Below are 25,524 nucleotides of genomic sequence, written 5' to 3'. Positions count from 1 at the left end.
GGCAGAGGGGGACTTATTCCTTCCTCAATGAATTTATAGGATTGGAAACCGCCGCTTTAATCGCTTGAAAACTTACCGTAATAAAAGCGATAAATACAGCAATGATACCCGCAAATACAAAAATCTGCCAGTTTACTTCAATACGATAAGCAAACTCCTGTAACCAGTTTTCAGCAATCCAGTAAGCAACCGGAAAAGCGATTACCAGAGCGATCAGCACTAGTTTTACAAAATCTTTAGATAACAGTTTTGTAATCCCTGACACACTGGCTCCGAGTACCTTTCTAACGCCGATTTCCTTTGTGCGTTGTTCGGCCATAAATGCCGCAAGACCAAAAAGTCCCAGACAGGCTACAAAAATCGCCAGACCGGCAAAGATGAGTGAGACCTTTGCTGTTCTTTGTTCTAATGCATACATCTGTTCTACATTCTTATCCAAAAAAGTATAATCAAAAGCTGAAGTTGGAACTACATCTTTAAATTTATCTTTAAATTTTTCCAAGGTTGCCGGCAAGTCGTTGCTCTCAAAGCGTATTAGCATATAGCGTAAAGGTTCAAATCCATTATTAAAAGCGTACGCGCCAATTGGAGAACGTAGAGAAGAAAAATTGAAATCATCTACTACGCCAACCACGTAGGCATTTGGTCCAAGATTGGCAATAATATTCTTTCCGATTACTTCTTGCGGAGAAATACCCAAGAAATCCACCGCTTTTTTGTTCAACAAGACATCAACGATAGAATCTTCCGATTGTTTATTCTTTGGCAGGTCTTTTCCAGCCAATAATTTTAAATGAAGCACCTCTGTGATGCCTCCCTGAGCACGGTTTGTCTGCAGTGAGATGGCGTCGTCTGAATTTATATTTTTAAAAAGCGATCTACCACTTACCGAAATTCCTGGATATCCCTGTGCCATCGATGCCGCTGAAACTTCAGGCAGGCTTTCAAACTGATTGATAAGGGTTTCGCGCTCAGAATCTGAATTTATGGCGGCAATGGAAACTGCAATGGTGTTATCAGGATTGTATCCTAAATTTTTATTCCTCATAAATTCCAGCTGATTGTAGATTACAATCGTACTGATAATCAATATCACGGAAGCTGAAAACTGAGCTATCACCAGTCCTTTTCTCAAATTTGCAGAAAAGCTTTCTCTGGTTTTACCAGATTGCATCACTTCAATAGGTGAAAATCTTGAAAGATGTAGGGCAGGGAAGGAGCCAGCAATCAAAGTAGTGATTACCCATATCCCTAAAATTGCTACTATAAACTGGAAAGACCATAGGAAATTCAGTGAAAGTGAGGTTCCTACAACCCCTTCAAAAACCGGAATAGCTAAAACAGTAAAAATAAAGGCAAGCAGAATTGCGATCAAAGTGACAAATCCGGTTTCGGTAAAAAACCGAAGAATTAAAACCCTATTCGAAGCTCCCAGCGTTTTGTTGATCCCAACATCTTTCATGCTTTTTTGAGATCTTGCGGTGGCTAGGTTCATGTAATTAATACAGGCGATGAGTAAAATGAGAAGGGCTAAAAGACTAAAGTTCCTAACTTCCTCTATGCTGCCGATTTTTGAGGAATATGCGCTTTTGATTTCAGAAGAATATAAATGCATTTTCTCGAGTGGCTGTAAGGCAAGGCTGTACCATTGGTCTTCTTTCGGAACATTGTTATCCACGAGATCCTGCATTTTTTGAGTGACCGAACCAACATCAGCATTTTTATTCAGCAGAAAATAAGTTTCAAAACTGGCATTGCTCCAGCTGGGTTCTTTATAAAATCCAATGGACCGGAACGAAGCTATCACATTCCCGTCCAAGCTTGAATTTGAAGGAAAATCTTCATAAACTCCGGTCACTTCCATTTTGCGCTTATTGTCTATGCTAAGCGTTTGGCCGATTGGGTTTGTCTCTCCGAAGAATTTTTTAGCAGTAGACTTTGAAAGCACTACGGTATTAGGTCTTTCAAGTTGTTTATTTGAACTTCCATAAACAAAATTCAGTTGGAAGATCTGGAAGAATTCAGGATCGGTATAATATAATTTAGGCTCCGAGAATTGTTCATTATTAGCCTCAATAGAGGCCGTCTTTCCGAAATCATGATCCCAGAGTCGACTAGATTTCTCGATATCGGGAATTTCCATTTGTGCTTCTGGTTTTAAAGCCGCAGGAACAGTTGCCCAGATCTCGTTATTCCGCTGATCCGTAGTATGAAAGATTACCCGGTAAATTCTGTCTTTGTTGGCATACATTGTATCGAAACTCTTTTCTTTCATTACAAACATGAACAGGAGTAGGGTAATGGTGAGTCCAATAGAAAGTCCCAGAATATTGATGAATGAGAAAGTTTTATCTGACTTGATTTTCCGCCAGGATATTTTGATGAAATTTTTAAACATGAATGATTGATTTTCAGGTTTTAGTTAATTTTTTGAACTACAGTTTCTCCTATTTTCAGGCCTTTTTTTACTTTGGCATTTCCTCTATATTGAATTTTGGCTTCCCCAAAAGCCGAAACTTTCAACTCTTCGGAAACATTTACCACAAGATGATTGTTTCCATAAGCAGCGATTTTCGTTTCTTTAGATAATAGATCAATCGCATTCACTTCGCTTTTCCCATAACTTCTATAGCGCTGAAAATCAACTTTACCAGCTTTTATTTCAAGATAACTTTCGCCATAGATGGCAACTTTAAATTCTTCCGCAGTAATGCTCTCAAAATAGACCTTTGGTGAACCGTAGATATGCATTTCAAAATCTTCGATGGTGATAGCATCTTCAAAATTGATTTGTTCTTCGCTACGAATTTCAACCTCTTCCAGGTTTTTATAATTCACAATGATACTAACTTGTGTACCTCTATAGATGGGACGATTCTGTTCCCGGCCGTTTACCATAACCTCTTCAACTTTTCCGACAACTTTGGCATCATCTAGGTGAATTTGCAGCCTTTTCTTATCTACTTCTATATTGATTTTTTCTGAATCAACCTTTGATCTTTCGATGACTACAGATTCCGTGTCAGATTGTTTAAAAATAACCTCGATGTACGGACTAATAATCACTTCATTAAAAGTAGAAACTTCAATAGTTTCAGTTTGTGCGTTAGAGAAATTAAAGCTTATCAGACTTATTATGAAGGCGATAAGCAGTTTACGATTAATTAAAATTTGTGTTTTCATATTTGTTAATTTTATTTATTGAGACCTTTCCTTTTTGGGAGCTAGAAGGGCTTTTATTCTGTTTTTAAACTTTTTATGGGATTCATACTGGCAGCTTTAAAACTTTTAATTCCTATGGTCAAAAATGCAATTCCCATGGTGATGATTGCAGCCAGCAAAAATAACCACCATTGGATTTCTATGCGGTATGCGAAATCCTGAAGCCATTTGTTCATGAGGTAATAACTTAATGGAAACGCGATTAAAAATGATATTCCTACAAGCTTTAGAAAATCTTTTGAAAGTAGCGTAACGATTTGTGAAACCGATGACCCCAGCACTTTCCTGATTCCAATTTCCTTAAAACGCTGTTCCGCAGTAAAAGTGACCAGTCCGAAAAGTCCCAGACAGGCTACGATAATGGTAAGAATGGTAAAAAGCGTGAGGATCGTACCCATTTTCCGTTCTTTTAGATAGGTATGATTAAATGAATCATCCAAGACGCTATAGTTCAAAGCCTCTTTTGGATAATAATTGTTCCAGTCTTCATTCAGGTTTTTGATGATGCCAGACATATCAGCAGTTTTTGACCTGATGATCACGCCACCATACGGATTTTTCTTCAGGATGAGCGGTTCAATTTCCTGATGCAGTGATCTGAAATTGAAATCTTTGATCACGCCAATAATAGTTATATCGCGCAGACCTTCATTAGTATCTCGCTGAAAAGTCTTGCCCAGCGCATTTTTTCCTAATCCAAGTATCTCTGCTGCTTTTTCGTTGATTATCACTTTATCGCTTTCATCTCCAAATTCTTCTGAAAAATTCCTACCCTGCAGCAATTCCATACCCATGGTCGGGATATAGTTTTCATCTATGTTGTAAAAAAACATACGACGCTGGAATTCCCCGTTCAGAAAAATTCCACCAACTTCGTTATCGCTTTCCCCTGCCGGAACAAATGCCGAATGGGTCATATTTGCAATCCTGGGATCGTTTTCTATTTTATCGAGGAAATTGTCTTCATTATTTTTCAGTAAATACGTATTTCGAACCACCAATAATTGGTTTTTCTCATAGCCTATATCTTTATTCTGAATATAATTCATCTGCTCCCTCACTACCAAAGTGGCGAGAATAAGTCCGGCGGAGATCACAAACTGAAAAATTACCAGGCCACTGCGAATTCCGGAATTTTTTCCGCTTCCTGAAAATTTCGATTTCAGGGCATTCAATGGATTGAATGAGGAAAGATAAAATGCCGGATAACTGCCCGCAAGAAATGTAATAAGAATAATTAATCCTAATAATGACAGGACATAGACTGGTTTTAAAAGTGATGAAAATTCAATCTCTTTCCCTGCCAGTTGATTAAAAAAAGGCAAAGCAATCGAGAAGAGGGCGATAGCCAGAAAAGTGGCGAGAAGTGTTGAAATAAAAGCTTCCGCTAGAAACTGGTAAATGAGCTGTTTTTTATTAGAGCCAAGGACCTTTCTAATCCCTACTTCCTTAGACCTTTTGGAAGCAGAAGCCGTGGCCAGGTTCATAAAATTAATACAGGCAATTATCAGCATAAAAAGCGCCACTGCACTGAAAATATAGACGTATTTAATATCGCCTCCCTGTTCCAAAGTTGTTGAATCAGAAAAATCGGAATGTAAATGAATATCGGTCAGTGGCTGAAGAAAAAGGCCCAGGCTGTTATCCTTTTGAAAGTCTTCATAGGACTTTCCGATGGCGCCCATCATCTGCGGACCCATACATTTTTTAGTGATTGCCGGAAGTTTGGTTTCAACTGTATTAATGGCGGTTCCTTTTTTAAGCACCAGGTAGGTAAAAAAATCAGATTCCATCCAGGTTGTTTTTTGAGCCTGCTCATATCCCAAAGTAGAAACCAGGAGATCAAAATGAAAATGGGAATTTTTCGGCATATCTTTCATCACCCCGGAAACATTCAGCTGTTCATCGCGATTGGTAACAGTAATAGTTTTTCCTACAGGATCGGTATTTCCGAAAATACTTTTTGCAAGAGATTCAGAAATTACTACTGAATTTGGTTTGTCAAGAGACGTTTTTTGCTCTCCCTGAATGATTGGTAGCGTGAACACATTAAAAAAATTGGGATCTACATACGCCAGACTACTCTGGCCATAATAAGAACCATTATATTCCAGCCTGTTATTAAAAGATTTTGCCAGTCGGGTGGCGTCGATAACTTCCGGAAGGTCATTTTTCAGGGTCTGCGCCACCGGTGCCATCACCACGGCTTCTTTCATTTCCTCACCGTTTACATTCGCCCTGAAAACCACCCGAACGATTTCATCTGCCTTTTCATTGAAACGATCATAGCTCAGTTCATCTGAAACATAAAGCATGATCATGATGCACGAAGCAATTCCAAGAGCAAGTCCGGTAATATTCACCGCAAAAGTGCCTTTGTTCTTGATGATATTCCGCCAGCCCGTTTTTAGATAGTTTTTGATCATGATTTCTATATTTTGAGACCTGCAAGGTTTCCAAAACCTTGTAGGTCTAGATTATTCAGTTCTAAGACTTTTAACCGGATTAGCCATTGCTGTTTTTATAGTTTTCAGGCTTATCGTAAGGAATGCAATCATTAAAACAATAAGTCCTGAAATCATAAAGATCCACCAGCTTAGTTCCGTTTTATAGGCGAAATTTTCCAGCCATTTGTTCATTGCATACCAGCTAAGTGGTATTGCGAATAAAATTGCCAGTGAAACAAGGATGAGAAAATTTTTACTCATCAGGGCCACGATATTGGTAACTTCAGCTCCAAGGACTTTTCGAACGCCTATTTCCTTGACACGTTGTTTTAAAATAAAGGTGGTAAGCGCAAATAAGCCCATAATGGAAATTAAGATCGCAATGATTCCGAAGAAACTAATGACCTTTTGTAGCCTGTAATAAGAAGAAAATAATTGTTGGAAATTATCATCCAAAAAGGAATATCGCATAGGTGTTCCCGGTTCTACCTGTTTCCACAGACTTTCAATTTTATCGATGCTGGCTTTAGGATTTTGGGTGTTCAATCTCGCCAGGATCGCGCCGCCAGACTGGAACATGCAGGCTTCATTCCCAATAGTGAAAACGGCAGGCTGCACCTTATTTTCAAATCCCAAAACATTAAAATCTTTTACAATTCCCACGATTTGCATAGGTTTCTCTTCACAACCGGGGAAAAATAGGTTTTCACCCAGCACATTTTGAGAACTCAAATTGGCAGCGGCGGTCTCATTGATAATAGCAGTTTGAGTATGAATATCTGCTCCGGTATTTTGAAAATTTCTTCCGTGAACTATAGCTGTTTTCAGGGTGGTAAAATAACCTGCACTTATTTTAACCGAATTCATCTTGAATTCTTTGCTTTTAAAACTGAAATTGACCGTGGAGGAATCGGCGAATTTATCTCCAGGAACATTCGTGGTTTTAGAAACTGCCTCCACGCCCGGAATATCAAGCAATTGATCTCTAACGGTTTCAAAATTTGTATCTCTGGTATTTTGAGATGATTCAATACGCACGAGCTGTTCTTCGGAAAAACCTTTGTCTTTGGTCTGGATATAATTCAGTTGTTTATTGATCACGACAATGGCGATAATGAAAAATGAGGTGACGATAAATTGAAAAATAACCAGTACGTTTCTTAATATCAGGCCTTTATTTCCTGTAGAAGTTCCACCATTCAGAATTTTTAAAAGTTTGAACCTGGATAAGAGAATAGAAGGGAAAAGCCCCGATATAAGAATGATTGCTCCTAAACAAAGACCAATCTGGCCAAGAAACTCAAAATTACTGCCTAAGCTAAGCTCAAGTCCAAAAATGCTATTCACGTAAGGTAAGCTTAGCAGAACGACACCAATTGCTATGATCAGGCTAATAACACATTGCAGAATAGCTTCGGCCATAAACTGCCAGAATAAATTCCAATTTCCAGAGCCAAGTACTTTCCGAACTCCAATTTCCTTGGTTTTCCCCAGTGATTTTGCGATGCTAAGATTGCTGAAATTAATGGCCCCAATAATTAATAGCAGAATCGCAAGGACAAAAAGTATGGCTACAGTTTGAATATTACTGCTTTCATATTTTGGGAAATTGTGAATATTGGGCACAGCATCCACAAAAAGGCTGGTTTTCTTTGCGCCTTTTTGATATTCTTCAAAAGTTTGTTTTTCTTTTTTTAGCCGTTCATTAAAATATACCCTGTTAATGCGATCGGTAATATTTTCTTCGGAAACCGGACCTTTTAGCTTTATATAGGTGGTATAAGAAAAATTTTGCCAGTGGTTCACTTCTTCACCATAAGGGCTTAGGGCAACCAGGTGAGCCTTTAAATGTGATGGCGTTTCAGCTTTTGCCATGACACCGGTAACAGTAGTTTCAAAAAAATTATAGAGTTTTATGGTTTGTCCTAGAGGGTCTGCATTGCCAAAAAGCTTTTTGCTCAACTCTTCACTAATAAGAACAGAATTGGGTTTTTCTAAAGGATTTTTAGTATTCCCCTGTACAATTTTCAGCGGAAATACATTGAAGAAATTACTATCGGCAATGATGAGGCCGTCCTGATACACGCTTTTATCATTAGTACTAAGAAGGCCTTCAAAATCTCCACTTTCCTGAATCGAGGTGGAAGTAACAATATTAGGATCTTTCTCGGCTAAAAAAGAGGCCAGGGGAGCGGGTGTATTATATTGCACATCGCCGTTGGTTTCCATACCAACCCGATAAACTTTTTCCAGTTCCGGAGACCAGGTATCGTAGCTTAGCTCATAATTGAGATATAACAACACGATTATAAAACTGGCGAGACCTGCAGAAAGTCCCACGATATTGATAAGGGTATAGGATTTGGCATTCCAGATACTCCTCCAGGCTATTTTAAAATTATGTTTGATCATTTGTTTTATTTTTTATAAAGTCACATTCCTTTTTTCTTTTCCTTTCTTCCCTTTGAGGGAGATGCCCGCCAGGGGGAGGGGGCTATTCCGTTCTTAAGCTTTTTACAGGGTTCCGCATCGCCGTGGCTATCGTTTTAATACTCATGATAACAAGTGCCAAAGCAATTATAGCCATTCCACTACCGGCAAAAATCCACCAACTCAGTTCTGTTCTATTGGCAAAATCCTGCAACCAATCATTCAGTGCCCAATAGGCGATAGGTGCTGCAATGGCAAATGCTATCAGGATCAATAGCACAAAATCTTTACATAGTAATGCATTGAGTTGCACGATGGAGGCTCCTAATACTTTTCGAATGCCTATTTCTTTTACACGACGTTCCGTGGTGTAGATAACAAGGCCCAATAATCCCAAACAACTTATCAAAACAGATAATCCCATGGCCCAGTCGAGTAACTTTGACATGCTACGTTCCTTATTGTAAAATTTTAATATGGTTTCATCCATAAATTCGAGTTCTATGTCATCGGATGGATATACCTCTTTGTATTTATTTTCTACTTGAGCAAGGATAGCACTCATGTTTTTAGAACTACCGGCAGGCAGGCTAAAATGAACCATATCAAAGCCTGTGGAATAAGCCCTCCAGATATCCCCTACAAAAGCCATAGGTTCTATTTCCCCTTTGAGCGTACCCTGGTTGAAATCGGCCATCACTCCCGAAATCAAATAAGGTGTCCCGCCTGAAGTAACCGTTTTATTCACGGCTTCTTCAGCGTTTTTGAAACCCATTTTTTCAATGGCTGTCAAATTTAAGACTGCCTCGCGAATGGTGTCATTCAAGGGTTCCCGACCTACCAACAAGGGGATTTCATATATGTTTAAATACTCTGAATCACCAAATAGTAACTTGACACTGGTTTGGGTTTCCACAGTACCTTCCTTATTAATAAAAGAGGTTGAGGCATTATCAAATGAGGCAGGAGGCGGCCCGCCCATACCAACCTTTTCAAGATGCGGAATGGTCTCTAATTTTTGCACGAGTAGTTTCCTGCTATCAACAGTTTCGTCCTTCCCGGGCGTTTGGATAGAAGCAACCGATTCAGTTTTAAACCCCATATCTTTATTGATCAGGAAATTGATCTGTTTTCCAACCAGAAAAGTGGAGATGATAAAAATAAAGGCAATAGTAAACTGGAAGATAGTCAAAAACTGGCGTAGGCCACTTTTACCCCCGGCTGCTATATTCTGTCCTTTTAATACACGGGCAGGCTGGAATTTTGAAAGTACCACGCCTGGATAAAAGCCTGCGAGCAAGGTTACCATAATAAGTAAAACACCCACAAACCCCAATAAATACGGATCCTGTAAAAGCGTGAGGGTTATACCATCTGCAATAAAATCATCGAAGATTTTTATTAGCCAAACCACTAGAAATAAGGAAACAATTCCAGCAATAACCGTCAATAAAAAGGTTTCACCCAAAAACTGGGAAATGAGTTGACCTGTAGAGCCGCCCAAAGTTTTTCTGATACCTATTTCTTTGGCCCTTTGTGCAGCCTGCGCCGTGTTGAGGTTTATAAAGTTCGCACAACCCAGCAACAGTAAAAACAATGCTACAAAGCTGAGCATAATCAGGACATCCTTGTCTGCTACGGCCTTATTTGGATCGTAGATACCAAAGTTATCGTTGAAATGTAGATTGCTTAAAGATTGGGCATAAAACTCACGGGTAGAACCAAATTTAACAGATTCTTTATCATCATGCTCTAGGGCCAGCTCATTGAGTTGTCCTTGAAAACTGCCAGCTAATGTTCCTTCTTTAAGTTTTATCCAGAGTTGCGATGTGCCCCAGGTGCCGTGCCAGTTGCTGTTGTTTATCCGATTGTTCAGGGCTGTTTGGGGCGATGTTTTTAATGAAAGGAATTCCTGAAATACAATATCTGTTCGTTCTTTAAAATTTGCCACGATCCCGGTAATTACAGCAGATGTGGAGTCGTTATACGTAAGTCTTTGCCCAAGCATTTGGGAGGGTGCCAGGTTAGGGAAATAGAGTTTTGCCCTGCTCTCGGTGAGAACAACCTCGTTGGGGTTGGACAATGGGTTTTGCCGTGATCCAGCCAGCCATTTGTAATTGAAAAGATCAAAATAGCTTTGATCGGTAAAAATGACAAAATCCTGTTCTTTAAATTCCGTTTTGCTTTGTGGCAAGCCAACATTTACTAATTTAAACTGATGAAAAAATGCGACCGTTTCGATTCCTGAAACCTCGTTTTTAACGGCGTCGACTAATGGAGCTGGAATGCCGGGGTTGAAAGAGGTGCTTTCCGGATTGGTGTATTTACTTGTAACCCGGTAAATACGATCGCCATCAGGATGAAACTTATCGAATGTAAAATCATAATAAACCATCATTCCAATCACCAAAGACGCGCTCAGGCCTATGGAAAGGCTAATGATATTGATCAACGAGAATACTTTGTTTTTCCAAAGGTTTCTCCACGCTATCTTTATATAATTTCTGATCATGGTTTTATGTTTTTCAGACCTACAAGGTTTCTAAAACCTTGCAGGAGTTTAGTTCTTCAGTTTTTCTCCCCCTTCGGGGGAGATGCCCGTCAGGGCAGAGGGGGCTGGGGCTTCTTATTCCGCCCTTAAACTCTTTACCGGGTTTTGCATCGCAGCCCGAATCGTTCTAAAACTTACAGTTAGAATGGCGATGATCAATGCGATGATTCCGGCATATAGGAAAATTAATAAATTTAAATCCATCCTGTATGGGTAATTCTGAAGCCACTCCCGACTGAAATACCAGGCGATGGGCGTCGCTATTAAAAAAGCAATTCCAACTAACTTTAAAAAATCTGAAGTAAGCATGATGGTTATTTTCCCAACACTGGCGCCAACCACTTTTCGAATTCCTATTTCTTTTCTGCGTTGGGACACAACTAATAGTGAAATCGCAAATAAGCCTACACAACTTAAAATGATCGCGATCACAGATCCGCTGGTGATCATCGTGGTCATATTTCGTTCTTTTTCCAGGGTACGGTCTATATTCTCATCCAGAAATGATCCTAGAAATTCAACATTTGGTTCTATTTTATTCCAGGCTTGTTTTACTTCATTAAACGAATTGGTGAGGTTTTGAGGTCCAACTTTCACGAAGGCATATTTTAAATTCCAATGAGGCTTTAAAAACAGCGTAAGGGGTTCGATTTCTTTGTCCAGAGCCTGAAAATTATAATCTTTTACCACTCCAATTATTGAGTGCTGAAGGCTATCATCTATGTTAATACTGGAACTTAAAATTTCATTTTCATTTAATTCTTGGGCCATGGCTTCATTGATGATGACAGAGAGGGTATCTGAAGGACGGGAAGCATCAAAACTTCTGCCTTTGAGCAATTCCAGACCTACAGTTTCCACATAATCATGATCAACCATAAGGATATTGGTTTTTACCACCCTTCCTTTATGTTCAAAACCCATCACGCTGGTAGAAATGCTATTATCTTTTCCGATTCCCAGGATATTATTGCCTGCGGTAATGCTTAAAATTTCGGGCTGATTGCGTAATTCATTCCGAAGTGATTGCATGGTGCGGAAGTCATCTTTTTTTCCGTTCAGCGGAAAAGAGATCACCTGCTCTTTATTAAATCCGAGATCTTTATTCCGCATAAACTGAAGCTGATTCCAGAGAACCAGTGTTCCACTTATCAAAAGGATTGCAATGCTGAACTGAACTACGATGAGCGCATTTCGCAATTGGTTTCCCCCATTTACCTGGATCTTTCCTTTTAAGGCTTTTAAAGTGCCTAATTTGCTTAAAAGCATGGCAGGATACCCGCCGGCAATAAGCGTGATAATCATTAGAGAAATAATAAAACCTGTGAGACTTTGAAAACCAATAACGTTGCTGAAAGAGGCTCTTGTATTGAATAATGTTTGAAAGGGCTCTATAAAAAGATAAGCGGTTAAAACCCCTAAAAGCATGGCGCTTAGAAAAACAAGAATACTTTCTCCCCAAAACTGGAAGAATAACTGACTTTTACTGGCTCCCAGCGTTTTTCGCATTCCAATTTCACGAAGCCGCTGTGAACTTTTAGCAATATTCATATTAATGAAATTCACGCTGGCAATGAATAGTATAAGAAAAGCGATCCCTAAGATCAGATAAGGATAGGTTCTATTGGGTGTAGCTAAACCATTTTCGATTTTCACAAAATTCAGATCTTTAACAGATAAAAGGCGTTGCTGAATATATTGCCCATCCTCGCCGGGCTGTGCCCCATCCCTTTTGGCATTAGTAATGATATCTGCATAATGCAGTTTTGAAAAATCTCGGGTAGATTTCTCAAATTGAGTAGGGGAAATCCCATCAGCCAATTGCATATATACTTCGTGATTGGAATTATCCCACCTGCCTATATTTCTTCCATAGGCGTGATGGGACTGGCTTTCAAAATTTAGCGCGATACTGAATTCGATATTGCTTTCCGTAGGAATATTTTTAATAATAGAAGTTACCGTAAACGGAACTTCCTTTTCACCAATGAAAATATGTAAAGTTTTACCTAGCGCTGCTTCGTTCCCAAAAAGTGTTTTTGCCGCTTTTTCGGTAAGGGCAACCTCAGATTTACCGGAAACCGGGTTTTTATCTCCTTTTAAGACCGGAAACGTGAATATTGAAAAGAATTCAGGATCCACGAAGGCAGATTGTAAATGAACCTGGTTATCACCAATACTTGCGAGTACTCCGCCGCCATTAAACCTGGTAATTTTCTCAACTCCCGGAATTTCCTCTTTGAACGCAGCAGCAAATGGAATTGGATTGGCAATTCCTGCTTCAGGCCCTTTTGCGGTATATTCTGTATGGTAAACCTGATAGAGAGAATCTACATTGTCATGAAACTTATTGAAGGAAAGTTCAAAAAGCGAATAGATAGAAAGCAGGATCGCTGCCCCAAATGCAACTGAAAGTCCGAAAACATTGAGAAAAGTAAAGGTCTTCTCTTTCCGGAGGCTCCGCCATGCTATTTTTAAATAATTCCTAATCATAATTCTGATGCTTTAAAGACCTTGCAGGTCAAATAATATTATTCGGTTCTTAAACTATTAACCGGGTTTGCCAATGCCGCCCTAATGGACTGACTCACAACTGTTAGCATAGCTATCAGCAAAGCAATCAATCCTGCTCCCAAGAAGTACCACACTTTCAGCGGGATTCGATACGCAAAATCTGAAAGCCAATCGTCAGCTAATAGAAATGCGATGGGGAGGGCTATTAAAATTGATATTAATACCAGTTGAGCAAATTGACCGGAGAGCATCATAGTCACCTGGGAAGCACTCTGCCCCAATACCTTTCGAATACCAATTTCCTTTTTTCTTCGCTCAGCGGTAAAAGCGGCCAGACCAAAAAGGCCTAAACAAGAAATTAAAATGGCAAGCCCACCAAAATATTTAGAAAGTGTTGCAACTCTTTGTTCTGCAACGTACTGTGCCTCGTATGCTTCATCAAGGAAGTGGTACTCAAACGGAAAGCCTGAATTAAAGGATCGATAAAGTTCTTCGAAATTTTTAATAGTCTTATTTACATTTGCCGTTTCTATTTTTACCATAACCTTGTCTGTCCAGGAAGGCTGCAAGACAAAGAATAAGGGATTCACCTTTTCATGTAGCGAGGCAAAATGAAAGTTTTTCGATACCCCCAATATCTCCAGTTGTGTTCCTTGAATAGAAATGGTCTTGCCAATGGGATCTTCGAGACCCATATATTCAATGGCGGCCTCATTGAAAATGATTTTTGAATTATCTGTACTGAAATCATTTGAAAAAGTCCTTCCCGATTTCATTTTAATTCCCAGGGTTTCTATCATTTCCGTACTTACTGCCCTCATTTGAAAGGAAGTCCTGTCAGTTTTATCTTTACCTTCCCATTCATCAATGATCCATCCATTTAAATCTCCGCCTACCAAATGGTCTCCTATGCTCCCAGCATTTATAATTCCTGGAATATTCCTTGCTTGTTCTAGAAAAGTTTCAAGATTTTCTTCAATCTTTCCTTCAATATCAACATATAAGACGTTTTCCCTATCGTATCCCAAGTTTTTGTTTTGGACAAACTCAATTTGCTTATAGACAACCACTACCCCAACAATGAGCAGGATAGAAAGAGCAAACTGAAATACCACCAATCCCTTTCTTATCCATATTTCACCAAAAGAATTATTGATTTTTCCCTTCAAAACTTTTATTGGTTTGAAAGCTGAAAGATAGAGTGCTGGATAGCTACCGGCGATAATCCCAGTGAGCAAGGTAATTGCTAGGATGGTCACAATTAAGGGGAAATTGAAATCAAATTCCAGTTGTTTTCCGGTGACTTCATTGAACTGCGGCATAGTAATCCAAACTAGCACCAAGGCACCCAGAAGGGATAGTAAAGCCATACATACCGATTCTCCCAAAAATTGAAAAATCAAATCTCCTCGCTTTGCGCCAAATGTTTTTTTCACTCCGATTTCCCGAAGCCTCCTGGAAGCATTTGCCGTGGAAAGATTCATAAAATTAATGCTGGCTATTATCAATATGAACAGTGCTATTAAGGAAAATAGCCTTACGTATTCTATACGACCCCCCACCTGTTTGCCATTTTCGTACTTTCCGTATAAATAGGCATCAGAGTACTTTCTTAACGCAATGGTAAACGGACTTGCCTCAGTTGTTTTATTATAAGCATAGTCAGCTATTTTCTTATTGAAATTATTGATGTCCGTACCCTCTTTTAAGACGATGTAACTCTGGACTGTATTGGCTTCCCAGTTTGTTGCGAGATTATTGTTTTCCTTGTACGCTTCGAATGGCAACACAAGATCAAACTGAATGGAGGAGTTGGGCTGAGTTTCCTTAAAAACACCTGAAACCTGGTATTTTTTATCTTGTCCCAGTTCCAAGAATTTTCCAACAACATCTTGGGTCGTGCCAAAAAGTTTAATAGCCATTTGATCTGATAAGACTATGGAATTTTTATTTTTAAGTACCTGATCCGTGATCCCCTGCAACAAATCATAAGAAAACATTTTAAAATAATCCTCACTTGCATATTGCACTCTTGCTTTCAGGCTATTCCTGCCTATAGAAACGTTCATACCATCGTCCAAAACCCGGCTTGCTACCATGAGTTCAATTTCTGGCATGTCGTTGGGAAGTGTCTCTGCCAAAAGCCCAGATGTAAAATTTCCCGTTCCTATGTTTCCATTTGGTTCTTGATAATGTGTTATAACTTCAAAAAGGCGTGCATCATTTTGATGAAATTGATCTACATTTTGTTCATCACGTACCCAAAGAAAAATTAGGAGGACACCTGCCAGACCCGTAGAAAGGCCCGCACTATTTATCAAAAAAGCCATTTTATGCCTTTTAATGTTGCGCAAGAAAAGTAATATGGTGTGTTTTAACATAACTCATTATTTTATGCCGGGTCTATAATAACCCAGGTAACTAATATTTTTTATTCTGTCCTTAAACTTTTTACCGGATTTGCGATGGCGGCTTTTATCGCTTGAAAGCTTACCGTTACAATAGCAATGAGAATTGCCATCAATCCAGCTAACACAAATACAAACCAGTTGATCTCAATACGGTAGGCAAAATCTTCCAGCCAATTATGCATTGCATACCAAGCAATAGGCGTTGCGATTAAGAAGGCGATGGCTACGAGTTTTATAAATTCCTTTGAAAGCAGGTTAACAATACTAGACACGCTAGCCCCGATAACTTTCCGGATACCTATCTCCCTTTTGCGTTGTATGGTGCTGTAAGCTGTGAGTCCTAAAAGTCCTAGACAGCTGATGAAAATGGCAAGTAGGGCAAAATTAAGGAAGAGGTTGCCAAAACGTTCCTCGGTACGGTATTGCCTGTCAAAGAACTCATCCATAAAGTAATAGTTGAACGGTTCGCCTGGTACTATGGTATTCCACGTGTTTTCTATGGAGGCCAAAGTCTGTTTCAGGTTTTGTGGGTGCGCTTTGATGACCAAAAGGTTTGTGGCATTACGATCCATACGCATGGTAAGAGGTTTGATTTCCTCCTGAAGGGAGCGAAAATGAAAATCCTGAACCACACCTATGATTTGGCCCTTACTTCCCCACTGGTCGTATTTTGCGCCAATCGCCCCTTCGGGGTTGTTATAGCCCAAAAGCTGCACAGCTTTCTCATTAATGATCATTGCCTGCGTGGAATCGGAGGCAAAGTCCTTAGAAAATGCCCTGCCTGCAACCACCTTAAAGTTGAACTGGGGGATATAGGCGTCATCAACAAAGTAGAGATCTAGATTGGCCACCTGCATATCCCCGTTTATATTCTCTATTTCAGAATAAGCAGCATTATTGCCTGCACCGGGTACGCTAGAACCAAAACTGGTAGAGATTACCCCTCGAAGAAGACTTATCTCATTTTTAAGCGGTTCGAGAATTAGGCTGGAATCAGTATCTAAAATGATAGTTTGTGATTTGTCAAAACCCAATTCCTGATTACGCATAAACTGCATCTGGTTATAGATCACAATTGTTCCTATTATTAACGCAATTGAAATGGTAAACTGTGTGATCACAAGTCCTTTGCGGAGCAATATCCCCTTATTTCCTGAAGCAAATTGACCTTTCAGCACCCTGAGGGGTCGAAATGAAGAAAGTACAATTGCTGGATAAATACCAGCGACCAAGCCTATGCCCAGTGCGAGCAGTAGCAGATAGGCGATATTTTCAGGATTGGAAAAGATGCCCGAACTCACTGTTTTTCCCGCTAAGGTGTTAAAATAAGGGAGGCTTAAGGTAGTCAGGCCTACGGTAAGCACGAAGGCGATCAGGCAAATTATGATGGACTCGCCCATGAACTGCAGGACGAGTTGGTTTTTTTCCGCACCCACCACCTTGCGTATCCCGACCTCTTTGGCTCGCTCCACGGAACGTGCCGTTGTCAAATTGATAAAGTTGATGGCCGCGATCAAAAGGATGAAAAGTCCTATGATCGAAAAAATATAGACATTGCTCATACTCCCGGTAATGGCACCACCTCGGGTAGAATGTAGGTAAACTTCATTTAAGGGTTCTAAAAATAAGGAAACAAACATTTTGTCTTCCCTCATGCCATCTCCGGTTTTTTCCTCTAAAAATGCTGGGAATTTTGATTGTAGTGACTCAGCACTTGTTCCTTTTGATGTAAGAATATATATAGATGGCCCATAATTTCCCCATTGTACATCATAATCATTGGGAGGCTGGGTGATCGTAATCATAGAGATGAGTAAATCTGCCTGAATATGCGAGTTCTCGGGAATATCTTTCATGATACCAGTGACTTTCGCAGCAATTCCTTGGTCTTGAATTTTAAGGGTTTTTCCCATAGGATCCTCCTCGCCAAAGTATTTTTTTGCCGTTGTCTCGGATAAGACAAGACTATTAGGATTTGTCAAAACCTCATCTTTGTCCCCTTCTAAAAGCTGAAAATCAAAAATTTCAAAAAATGTAGAATCCACAGCTACCGCCAAAGGTTCGACAAATTTGAGGCTTCCCCGTTGCACAGGTAGCTCAGCCGTCAAAACCCGCGTTGCGGCAATGATTTCTGGAAACTCCCGCTGTAGATTGGGGCCTACAGGCCAAGCCGCCATATTAGCCTCTATTTTTTCAGAAGGCGTATCAATGTCTGCTACCACTCTATAAATACGGTCGCCTTTTTCATGCATCTCATCGTAACTTAGCTCAAAATTTACATAGAGCAAGACTAAAAATCCGGCGGTCATTCCAATGGCGAGCCCACTGATGTTTAAAAAGGAAAACCCGCGATGCCGCCAAATATTTCTCCACGCAATTTTAAAATAATTCTTAAACATTGTTTCTAAGTTTTAAACACCTACAAAGTTTGCCAAACCTTGCAGGATTTTACCTCTATTATTTTCGCCTACTTGTCAACTTACGCCTGAGTCTAAATCCTCCCCCTTTGGGGGAGTTAGAGGGGGCTTGGTTACTCCGTCCTTAAACTTTTTACTGGATTGGCTAGTGCCGCTTTAATACTTTGATAGCTTACTGTAATTATAGCCACGCTTATGACTAATAAGGCCGAAAAGACCATTATTTCCCAGCCTATCTGTATGCGATACGAAAAATCCTCTAACCAGATATTCATAAAATACCAGCCAAATGGCAACGCAATTAGAGTAGCGATGGCCACAAGTTTTAGAAAGTCCGTTGTCAACCCAATAGTTATCTGGCTCACGCTGGCTCCCAATACCTTGCGTACTCCTATTTCCTTGGTTCTATTCTGGGCGTTGAATGCTGCAAGGCCAAAAAGACCCAGACAGGCTATAAAAATGGATAAGCCAGTAAATACCATAAAAATGCTGCCCAGACGACGCTCTTCTTTGTAGGAGGTTTCAAATGCGTCATCCATAAAACGATAATTAAAAGGCTGTCCAGGAGCTCTTTTCATCCAAATGCTTTCGATGCTGGAAATGACGCGGGCGAAATCATCTGTTTGCAACTTGATGGCCATGCAGCCTGTAGATCTGTTCAAGAAGAGTCCCAGCGCATTTACATTCTCTCGCAAGGATTCATAATGAAAATCTTTAATGATACCTATGATATGATAAAATTCAGGGTTTATACTTTCAACTTCTTGCGTTATTCTTGTTCCAAGAGCTTCCTCTGCAGTTAGTCCCAGCGTCGCTAATGTGGATTCATTTATTATAATGGCAGTAGAATCAGCGGCAGATTGATTATTGAAATCGCGACCAGCTATCAACTCCAAACTTAAAGTAGTTAAATAGTCGTCATCGACATCCCAAGTTTGCATTTGGATGGCATATTGCTGATCCATGGCGCTTTCCTTAAAAAATGAACTGTTGGATCGGGAGGAGGGAGTGGGCATAAAACTGCTCACTGTAGCATTCTTTACGGCGCTCAAATTGAGAACATCTTGTTTAAAAGCATTGAGCTGTTGTCCAGCGGCATACGTGTCATTGATCACTAAAACCTGTTCTTGGTCAAAACCCAGATCCTTATTTTGTATAAATTTTAATTGTTGAAAAACAACAAGGGTGCCAACAATCAAAAACACAGCAATCCCAAACTGAAATACCACAAGCATGCTTCTAATATTCCACTTACTATTGTTCTTCATTCCGTTTCCTTTGAGTGTGTCTACGGGAATAAACCGGGAGATTATAAATGCTGGATAACTTCCAGAAAAGAGACCGAGAAGTATCGTGATGAGTAAAATAGTAACATAGAATAAAGGCTCTGTAAAAGGTATACTAATATTCCTGCCAGCCAGATCATTAAAAAATGGCAATGCAATAAAAGCTATTATAATTGCCAGAATCATTGAGGCAAAAACAACCAATCCGGATTCTGCTAGGAATTGCACTATTAACTGAAGCCTATTGGACCCCAGTGTCTTGCGTATTCCTACTTCCTTGGCTCTTTTCAGGGAATGAGCAGTGGATAGGTTCATGAAATTCACACAGGCCAGAAAAATAAGGAAGAATCCAATGAATGATAGAATATAGACGTTTTGGATCGTACCTTTCTCGCCCATTTCATTTTGATTATCAGAATATAGATGAATATCCGTCAACGGGATAGTATGATACCTAATGTAATTTCCGGACGCTGCAAAAGATTCTGCGGTCATACCTGGGAACGTCTTTTTGGCCCAAGGCAGCACATATTTTTCAACCATCCCTTCCAGTTGTAGCTGAAAATTATCCAGACGGGTTTCTGGCGATAGTTTTACAAACGTGAAGTAATTATTGTTGCCCCAAATGTTTTCCCGGGAGGCCACATTTCCCGCCATGGCCATAAAGATGCTGTAATCCTTTAGAAAGGAGTTTTCGGGAAGATCCTCCATCACACCGGTTACTATATAGGTCTCTTCATTATTTACTAAAAGACTCTTTCCTACAATATCTACACTACCAAAATGATTTTCTGCTGCCGTTCTGGTCATAACCAGCGTATTGGTTTCTTTCAATGCCGATTCTTTGTTACCGTTAATGAGCTCAAGCCCGAACATGTTAAAAAAGGTAGAATCCACATAAGTGGTAGAAAGCTCTTTGATATTGGTTGTTTTTTCAGTGCTCCTTAAAAGGTTGCTACCAAGAGTTCTAAACCGAACAGTATTTTTAACTTCCGGAAAATCTTTCTTTAAGGTTGCAGCCATCGGTGGAGCTGTTTCGCCGCTTTTAATCTCTGCGCCACCAAATTTAATTTCCATATCTATTCTATAGATGCGGTCTGCATCTGCGAACATGTTATCATAATTCAGCTCCTCATAAATGTAGAGCGCGATTAGTAAACCACCAGCCATTCCTATTGCAAGCCCCAGCGTATTTATCAAGGTAAAAAAGGGTTGCTTTTTTAGGCTTCTGAATGCTATTTTTACATAATTTCTGAACATTTAATCGTTTTTTGATTGATGAATGATCCCCTTAGACTAATACATTTTCGGTCACTTTTTGACCGTCCAGCATCCTGATGATTCGATGGCTGAATTTTGCGTCGTGTTCGCTGTGCGTAACCATGATGATGGTGGTCCCCGCTTCGTTGAGTTCTGTTAAAAGATCCATTACCTCGTTCCCATTACTACTGTCCAGGTTTCCCGTGGGCTCATCTGCTAAAATAAGTTTGGGATTGTTTACCACTGCCCTGGCTACGGCAACCCGTTGCTGTTGCCCTCCCGATAATTGCTGCGGAAAATGTTTTCTTCTGTGCATGATCTGCATTTTTTCCAGCACGGCATGAACACGTTCTTTTCTTTCCGCTGGTTTTACTCCGGTATAGATTAACGGAAGTTCCACGTTCTCGAAAACGCTTAATTCGTCGATGAGGTTAAAGCTCTGGAATACAAAGCCGATATTGTGCTTTCTGAGCTGGGCTCTTTTTCTTTCGTTATAACCGGCAACTTCAATCCCGTTGAACAAATAGCTCCCACCATCAGGATCGTCAAGCAAACCTAGAATATTGAGTAAGGTGGATTTTCCGCAACCTGAAGGGCCCATGATGGCAGCGAATTCCCCTTCTTTTACTTCAAAAGAGAGTTTGTTAAGGGCGATGGTTTGCACTTCTTCGGTTTTATAATATTTTTCGAGGTTGGTGATTTTTATCATCTTATACTAAAATTTTTAATTTATATATTTTATAATCCTTCCCTCCCAGGGAAGGTGTCCGCCAATGGCGGACGGAAGGGTTTTATTACTCCCTCCCCTTGGGGTAGGGCTGGGGAAGGGCTAATTCAAAACCAACTCCTCAATATCCCCAAAATTAGAATAGCTGGAAGTGATCACCCTGTCGCCGGGCTTTATTCCTTCCAGCACTTCATAGTATTCGGTATTCTGGCTTCCTAATTTTATAGGTGTTTTATACGCGCTCTCCCCATTTTCTGAAACTTTAAAAATCCAGTTTCCTCCGGTTTGCTGAAAAAATCCTCCTTTGGATACGAGTATGGCTTCTTTTTCCTGACTTAGCGCCAGCTTGATCTGCAGGCTTTGCCCACGACGAATATTTTCCGGGACTCCCTCCATAAAATGCATATCTACCTGAAACCTTCCGTTGGAAACCTGGGTATATACTTTCTTTATTTCCAGATCGTAAGTCTTTCCATTGAAATCGAAGGAGCCACGCTGCCCGTTAAAAATCCTGGAAATATAATGTTCATCAATTTCGGCGCGAACCTTATAACCGCTCACCACATCGATCTGCCCCAGACGTTCACCTTTTTGCTTGGATTGGCCAATTTCAGCATCCAGTGCGGTAAGCTGCCCATCGACCGGGGCTTTCACCACCAGATCACCCACTTTTCTACGCATTAACTCCAGGGCTTTTCGGGTACGCACATAAGATTCAGTGGCTTGTTGGGATTCCTGTTTGCTGGAAAGTGAATCCTGCGCCAAAACTTCATTAGCCAGATGAAATTTTTCTTTCTGATAATTGAAATTATTTTCAGATTCTATATAATCCTGTCGACCAATCGCTCCTTTCTCCAGTAGTTTTTTATTCAGCAGATATTTACGTTTTGCTTCGATCAAATTGTTTTCCACATCGGTAAGATTGTTCCGCTTATTAATGGTGTTTTGTCTGGCTGCATTTTGTGAGATTTGCATTTGTGTAAGGAGGTTGTAAACCTGGGTTTCCTGATTCACCAGGCTCAGTTCCAAATCGGTATTTGACAATCTAATGATGGGTTCACCTTTTTTCATCATCGCTCCATCCTCTACAAAGCGTTCTTCTACACGGCCACCTTCCATGGCATCGAGGTAAATTGTTTTAATGGGAAGTACCACACCGTTCACCGGAATATTTTCCTGAAAATTGCCTTTCTGGACTTCGCTTATGGTAATGCGTTCTTTTTCCACATTGAGCCTGGAATTTCCTGTAGAAGAAAACAGCACAAAAAGGATCAAAGCAGCAATAACCACACAGCCGACTATAATTCCTATTTTCTTACGTGTAAAGCGTTTTTTTTCTAAAGGTATGTCCATAAAAATATTTGTTTCCGCTTAGTTTATATATAATATGGTGCCGTAAATATAAATTACTGTAAATCAGTTAACTGATTTAAAATTAATAGGTTTGGGTGTTCGATATTGATACACTATGTGTTCGGTGATAATACAATTTCATTCTTCGGAATATTTCCCCTTTTGAAAGGCGACCGACCTCTAAAGAAAATTGTAATATTGTGTCTATGCAACTTAAAGATGCTAAAATACTGGTTATAGACGATGATGCCGATGTGCTTACCGCCATACGCCTATTGCTGAAACCCTTTGTTGCAGAAATTTTAACCGAAAAAAATCCGGGTAATCTTGTCTCGATCATTTCTGATAGGAAATTCGATATTATCATCCTGGATATGAACTTCAACGGGCTGGTGAACACCGGAAATGAAGGCATCTTCTGGCTGAATAAAATAAAGGAAATCTCTCCTGATACCGATGTGATCCTGATCACCGCTTATGGTGATATAGACCTAGCCATTCGTTCTTTAAAAGAAGGCGCTTCCGACTTTATCGTAAAGCCCTGGCAAAATCAGAAAGTGATCGAATCCATTCGGGAAATGCTTCAGAATAAGAAAAAAGCAGGTTCAAAATCCCTAAAATCAAATAGCAAAGGAGAAAAAATTGTGGGCGAAAGTGAGGAGATTTTAGAAGTATTCTCTAAAATTAAAAAAGTGGCTCCTACAGATGCCAATATTTTGGTGCTTGGGGAGAATGGAACGGGAAAAGATCTGGTGGCCAAAGCGATCCATGAGAATTCTAATAGAAAGGGAAAGCCATTCGTAAAAGTTGATGTGGGTGCTTTAACCTCCACTTTGTTTGAAAGTGAATTATTCGGGTATAAAAAAGGTGCATTTACCGATGCCCGTGAAGACCGTAAAGGCCGCTTTGAAGCTGCAAATGGCGGGACGCTGTTTTTAGATGAAATTGGGAATATTAGTCTTCGCCAGCAGGCACGGTTGCTTACGGTGCTTCAGAACCGGCATATCACCCCTTTAGGTTCCAACGAGGTTATTCCAGTAGATATTCGGTTAATTTGCGCGACGAACCTGGATATTTCTGAACTTTCCGATGAAAATAAATTCAGAAAGGATCTTATTTACCGTATCAATACGGTGGATCTTATTATTCCGCCTTTGCGAAATCGGGGAACCGATATTACGCTGTTATGCAGGTACTTTCTTGAGCAGTATTCAGAAAAATATACTAAAGGGCCTTTTAAATTAGACCAGGGTTTTCTGAAGAAGCTGAAAAATCACTCTTTCCCCGGGAATGTAAGGGAATTGCAGTTTGTGATCGAACGGGCCGTGATCATGGCCGATTCTAATTTATTAAAGGAGTCTGACCTCTCATTTTCTGTTATCGAAAGTACTTTTCCGCATGAAGAAATACAGGATATGCGACTGGATACTGTGGAAAAGAATACCATTCTGAAGGTGATCGATAAGAACAAGGGGAATATTTCGAAATCGGCAAAAGAACTTGGCATTACCAGAGCCGCGCTTTACCGGAGATTAGACAAATATGACCTTTAAAAGCTATCATATAGGCATTCTCCTGCGGATTTTAATCCTTGTGATCCTGCTTGGAACTGCTGTTTTTTGTTTTTTTAAAACCTGGTACCTCGCCGGAAGTTTCAGCCTGCTTGGAATTATTTTCGCAATTTATAATTTATTCAGGTTTCTGAGCCGAAGGTTTGAAGTGATCGATGATTTTTTTGAATCGGTTAAATACAGGGATTTTTCCAGGCAATATTTAGCCGAAAATAAAACGAAAGATATTCGCGGTTTTTATGAAGGTTTCAATACCGTGAACGAGGTTGTTCGTGAGATCAATTCTGAAAAGGAAACCCAGTACCTCTATCTCCAAAAAATTCTGGAACTGGTAGATATTGGTATTCTGGCCTATGAAATGGAAAGCGGTAAGGTGTTATGGTCTAACGAATCCTTTCAGAATACGCTTGCTTTCCCATCTTTTAAAAACATCAGTTTTGTCTCTAGTAGAAATCCGCAGGTTTTTGAATTGATTTTTAATAAACTTTATCCGAAGCCAACTTCAGCGGAATTGAAAGTTCAGAAGGAAACCATCAAAGTTTTACTTTCCAACAGTATTTTTCAAATCGGGGAAAAAACCTTTAAACTTGTGGTGCTTCATAATATTGAAGATACACTGAATAAAACCGAATCTGAAGCCTGGAAAAAGCTGCTGAGCGTGATGACGCATGAAATTATGAATTCCATTGCGCCCATTTCATCGCTTGCCAATACGCTGAAATTTCAGGTAGCAATGCATCAGGAGAATCCAGCCGAAAATCTCCTGGATATTGAAGATTTGGACGCAGGCCTTTCCAGTATTGAAAAACGAAGTGAAGGCTTGTTGAAATTTGCCAAAACCTATCGCAGTCTCAATAAAGTAACCAGTTTGAATCTCGAAAAAGTGAGGGTAAAAGAAATGTTCAGGGATTTGGAAAATCTTATGAAGCCGCAACTTAAGGATAACAATGTCGCGCTAGATTTTCTCCTCGCTGATGAAGCCCTGGAGATCGAGATCGATACTTATCTCATGGAACAGGTGCTCATCAACCTTATTCTAAATGCGGTTGAAGCCAGTGCCGAAAAAGAGAACCCAAAAGTTCAGGTTACAGCGGGAAAAAAAATGGACGGAAGACTTTTTATTAGGGTTGCTGATAATGGAACCGGTATTTCAGAAGAGATCCTCGACGAGATTTTTATACCGTTTTTTACTACCAAGAAAGAAGGAAGCGGAATTGGCCTGAGTTTGTCCAAACAAATAATGACACTGCATGGAGGGAAAATTCAGATTGAAAGTAAGCATGGATTAGGGACTAGCATGCTATTGGTGTTTTCCTGAGGTTAATCTTTATGGCC

General features: G+C 39.9%; 13 protein-coding genes. 2 read left to right on the top strand and 11 right to left on the bottom strand.

The window, feature by feature from the left end; genetic code table 11:
• Positions 1–13 precede the first annotated feature (13 nt).
• The 11 genes from DHD80_RS11850 to DHD80_RS11800 form a co-directional block, all read right to left on the bottom strand.
• Positions 14–2,398, bottom strand: coding sequence for an ABC transporter permease (locus tag DHD80_RS11850; protein ID WP_251741394.1), 2,385 nt, complete (start codon positions 2,396–2,398; stop codon positions 14–16).
• 20 nt (positions 2,399–2,418) lie between these two features.
• The gene (locus tag DHD80_RS11845; protein WP_251741393.1) at positions 2,419–3,183 is read right to left on the bottom strand and encodes a head GIN domain-containing protein; all 765 of its coding nucleotides are present in this window, start codon (positions 3,181–3,183) and stop codon (positions 2,419–2,421) included.
• 53 nt (positions 3,184–3,236) lie between these two features.
• On the bottom strand, positions 3,237–5,648 hold the full coding sequence (locus DHD80_RS11840) for an ABC transporter permease (RefSeq protein ID WP_251741392.1): 2,412 nt from the start codon (positions 5,646–5,648) through the stop codon (positions 3,237–3,239).
• Between the two features lie 51 nt (positions 5,649–5,699).
• The gene (locus DHD80_RS11835) at positions 5,700–8,081 is read right to left on the bottom strand and encodes an ABC transporter permease (RefSeq protein WP_251741391.1); all 2,382 of its coding nucleotides are present in this window, start codon (positions 8,079–8,081) and stop codon (positions 5,700–5,702) included.
• An 82-nt stretch (positions 8,082–8,163) separates the two neighbouring features.
• On the bottom strand, positions 8,164–10,611 hold the full coding sequence (locus DHD80_RS11830) for an FtsX-like permease family protein (protein ID WP_251741390.1): 2,448 nt from the start codon (positions 10,609–10,611) through the stop codon (positions 8,164–8,166).
• A 114-nt stretch (positions 10,612–10,725) separates the two neighbouring features.
• Complete coding sequence (locus DHD80_RS11825) at positions 10,726–13,143, bottom strand: FtsX-like permease family protein (protein WP_251741389.1); 2,418 nt, start codon at positions 13,141–13,143, stop codon at positions 10,726–10,728.
• A 38-nt stretch (positions 13,144–13,181) separates the two neighbouring features.
• Entirely contained in the window at positions 13,182–15,494 is a 2,313-nt protein-coding gene (locus DHD80_RS11820; RefSeq protein WP_251741388.1) for an ABC transporter permease, read from the bottom strand.
• 101 nt (positions 15,495–15,595) lie between these two features.
• Complete coding sequence (locus DHD80_RS11815) at positions 15,596–17,974, bottom strand: ABC transporter permease (protein ID WP_251741387.1); 2,379 nt, start codon at positions 17,972–17,974, stop codon at positions 15,596–15,598.
• A gap of 131 nt (positions 17,975–18,105) precedes the next feature.
• Complete coding sequence (locus DHD80_RS11810) at positions 18,106–20,538, bottom strand: ABC transporter permease (RefSeq protein WP_251741386.1); 2,433 nt, start codon at positions 20,536–20,538, stop codon at positions 18,106–18,108.
• 31 nt (positions 20,539–20,569) lie between these two features.
• A complete protein-coding gene (locus DHD80_RS11805) occupies positions 20,570–21,247 on the bottom strand; it encodes an ABC transporter ATP-binding protein (protein WP_251741385.1) in 678 nt (225 codons plus the stop codon).
• 120 nt (positions 21,248–21,367) lie between these two features.
• Positions 21,368–22,618 carry an HlyD family efflux transporter periplasmic adaptor subunit gene (locus DHD80_RS11800; protein ID WP_251741384.1) on the bottom strand — a complete coding sequence of 417 codons (1,251 nt, stop codon included), beginning with the start codon at positions 22,616–22,618 and terminating at the stop codon, positions 21,368–21,370.
• A 206-nt stretch (positions 22,619–22,824) separates the two neighbouring features.
• On the opposite strand from DHD80_RS11800, the gene DHD80_RS11795 reads away from it, so the two are divergent.
• Both DHD80_RS11795 and DHD80_RS11790 read left to right on the top strand, forming a co-directional pair.
• Positions 22,825–24,171, top strand: coding sequence for a sigma-54 dependent transcriptional regulator (locus DHD80_RS11795; protein WP_251741383.1), 1,347 nt, complete (start codon positions 22,825–22,827; stop codon positions 24,169–24,171).
• A complete protein-coding gene (locus DHD80_RS11790; RefSeq protein ID WP_251741382.1) occupies positions 24,161–25,507 on the top strand; it encodes an ATP-binding protein in 1,347 nt (448 codons plus the stop codon). Before DHD80_RS11795 ends, DHD80_RS11790 begins: the two co-directional genes overlap by 11 nt.
• Positions 25,508–25,524 lie beyond the last annotated feature (17 nt).

The sequence above is a fragment of the Gramella sp. AN32 genome, assembly GCF_023718305.1.
Classification (GTDB): domain Bacteria; phylum Bacteroidota; class Bacteroidia; order Flavobacteriales; family Flavobacteriaceae; genus Christiangramia; species Christiangramia antarctica.
Note: the sequence above shows the minus strand (reverse complement) of the source record. Positions and strands in the feature narration are given on the sequence as shown.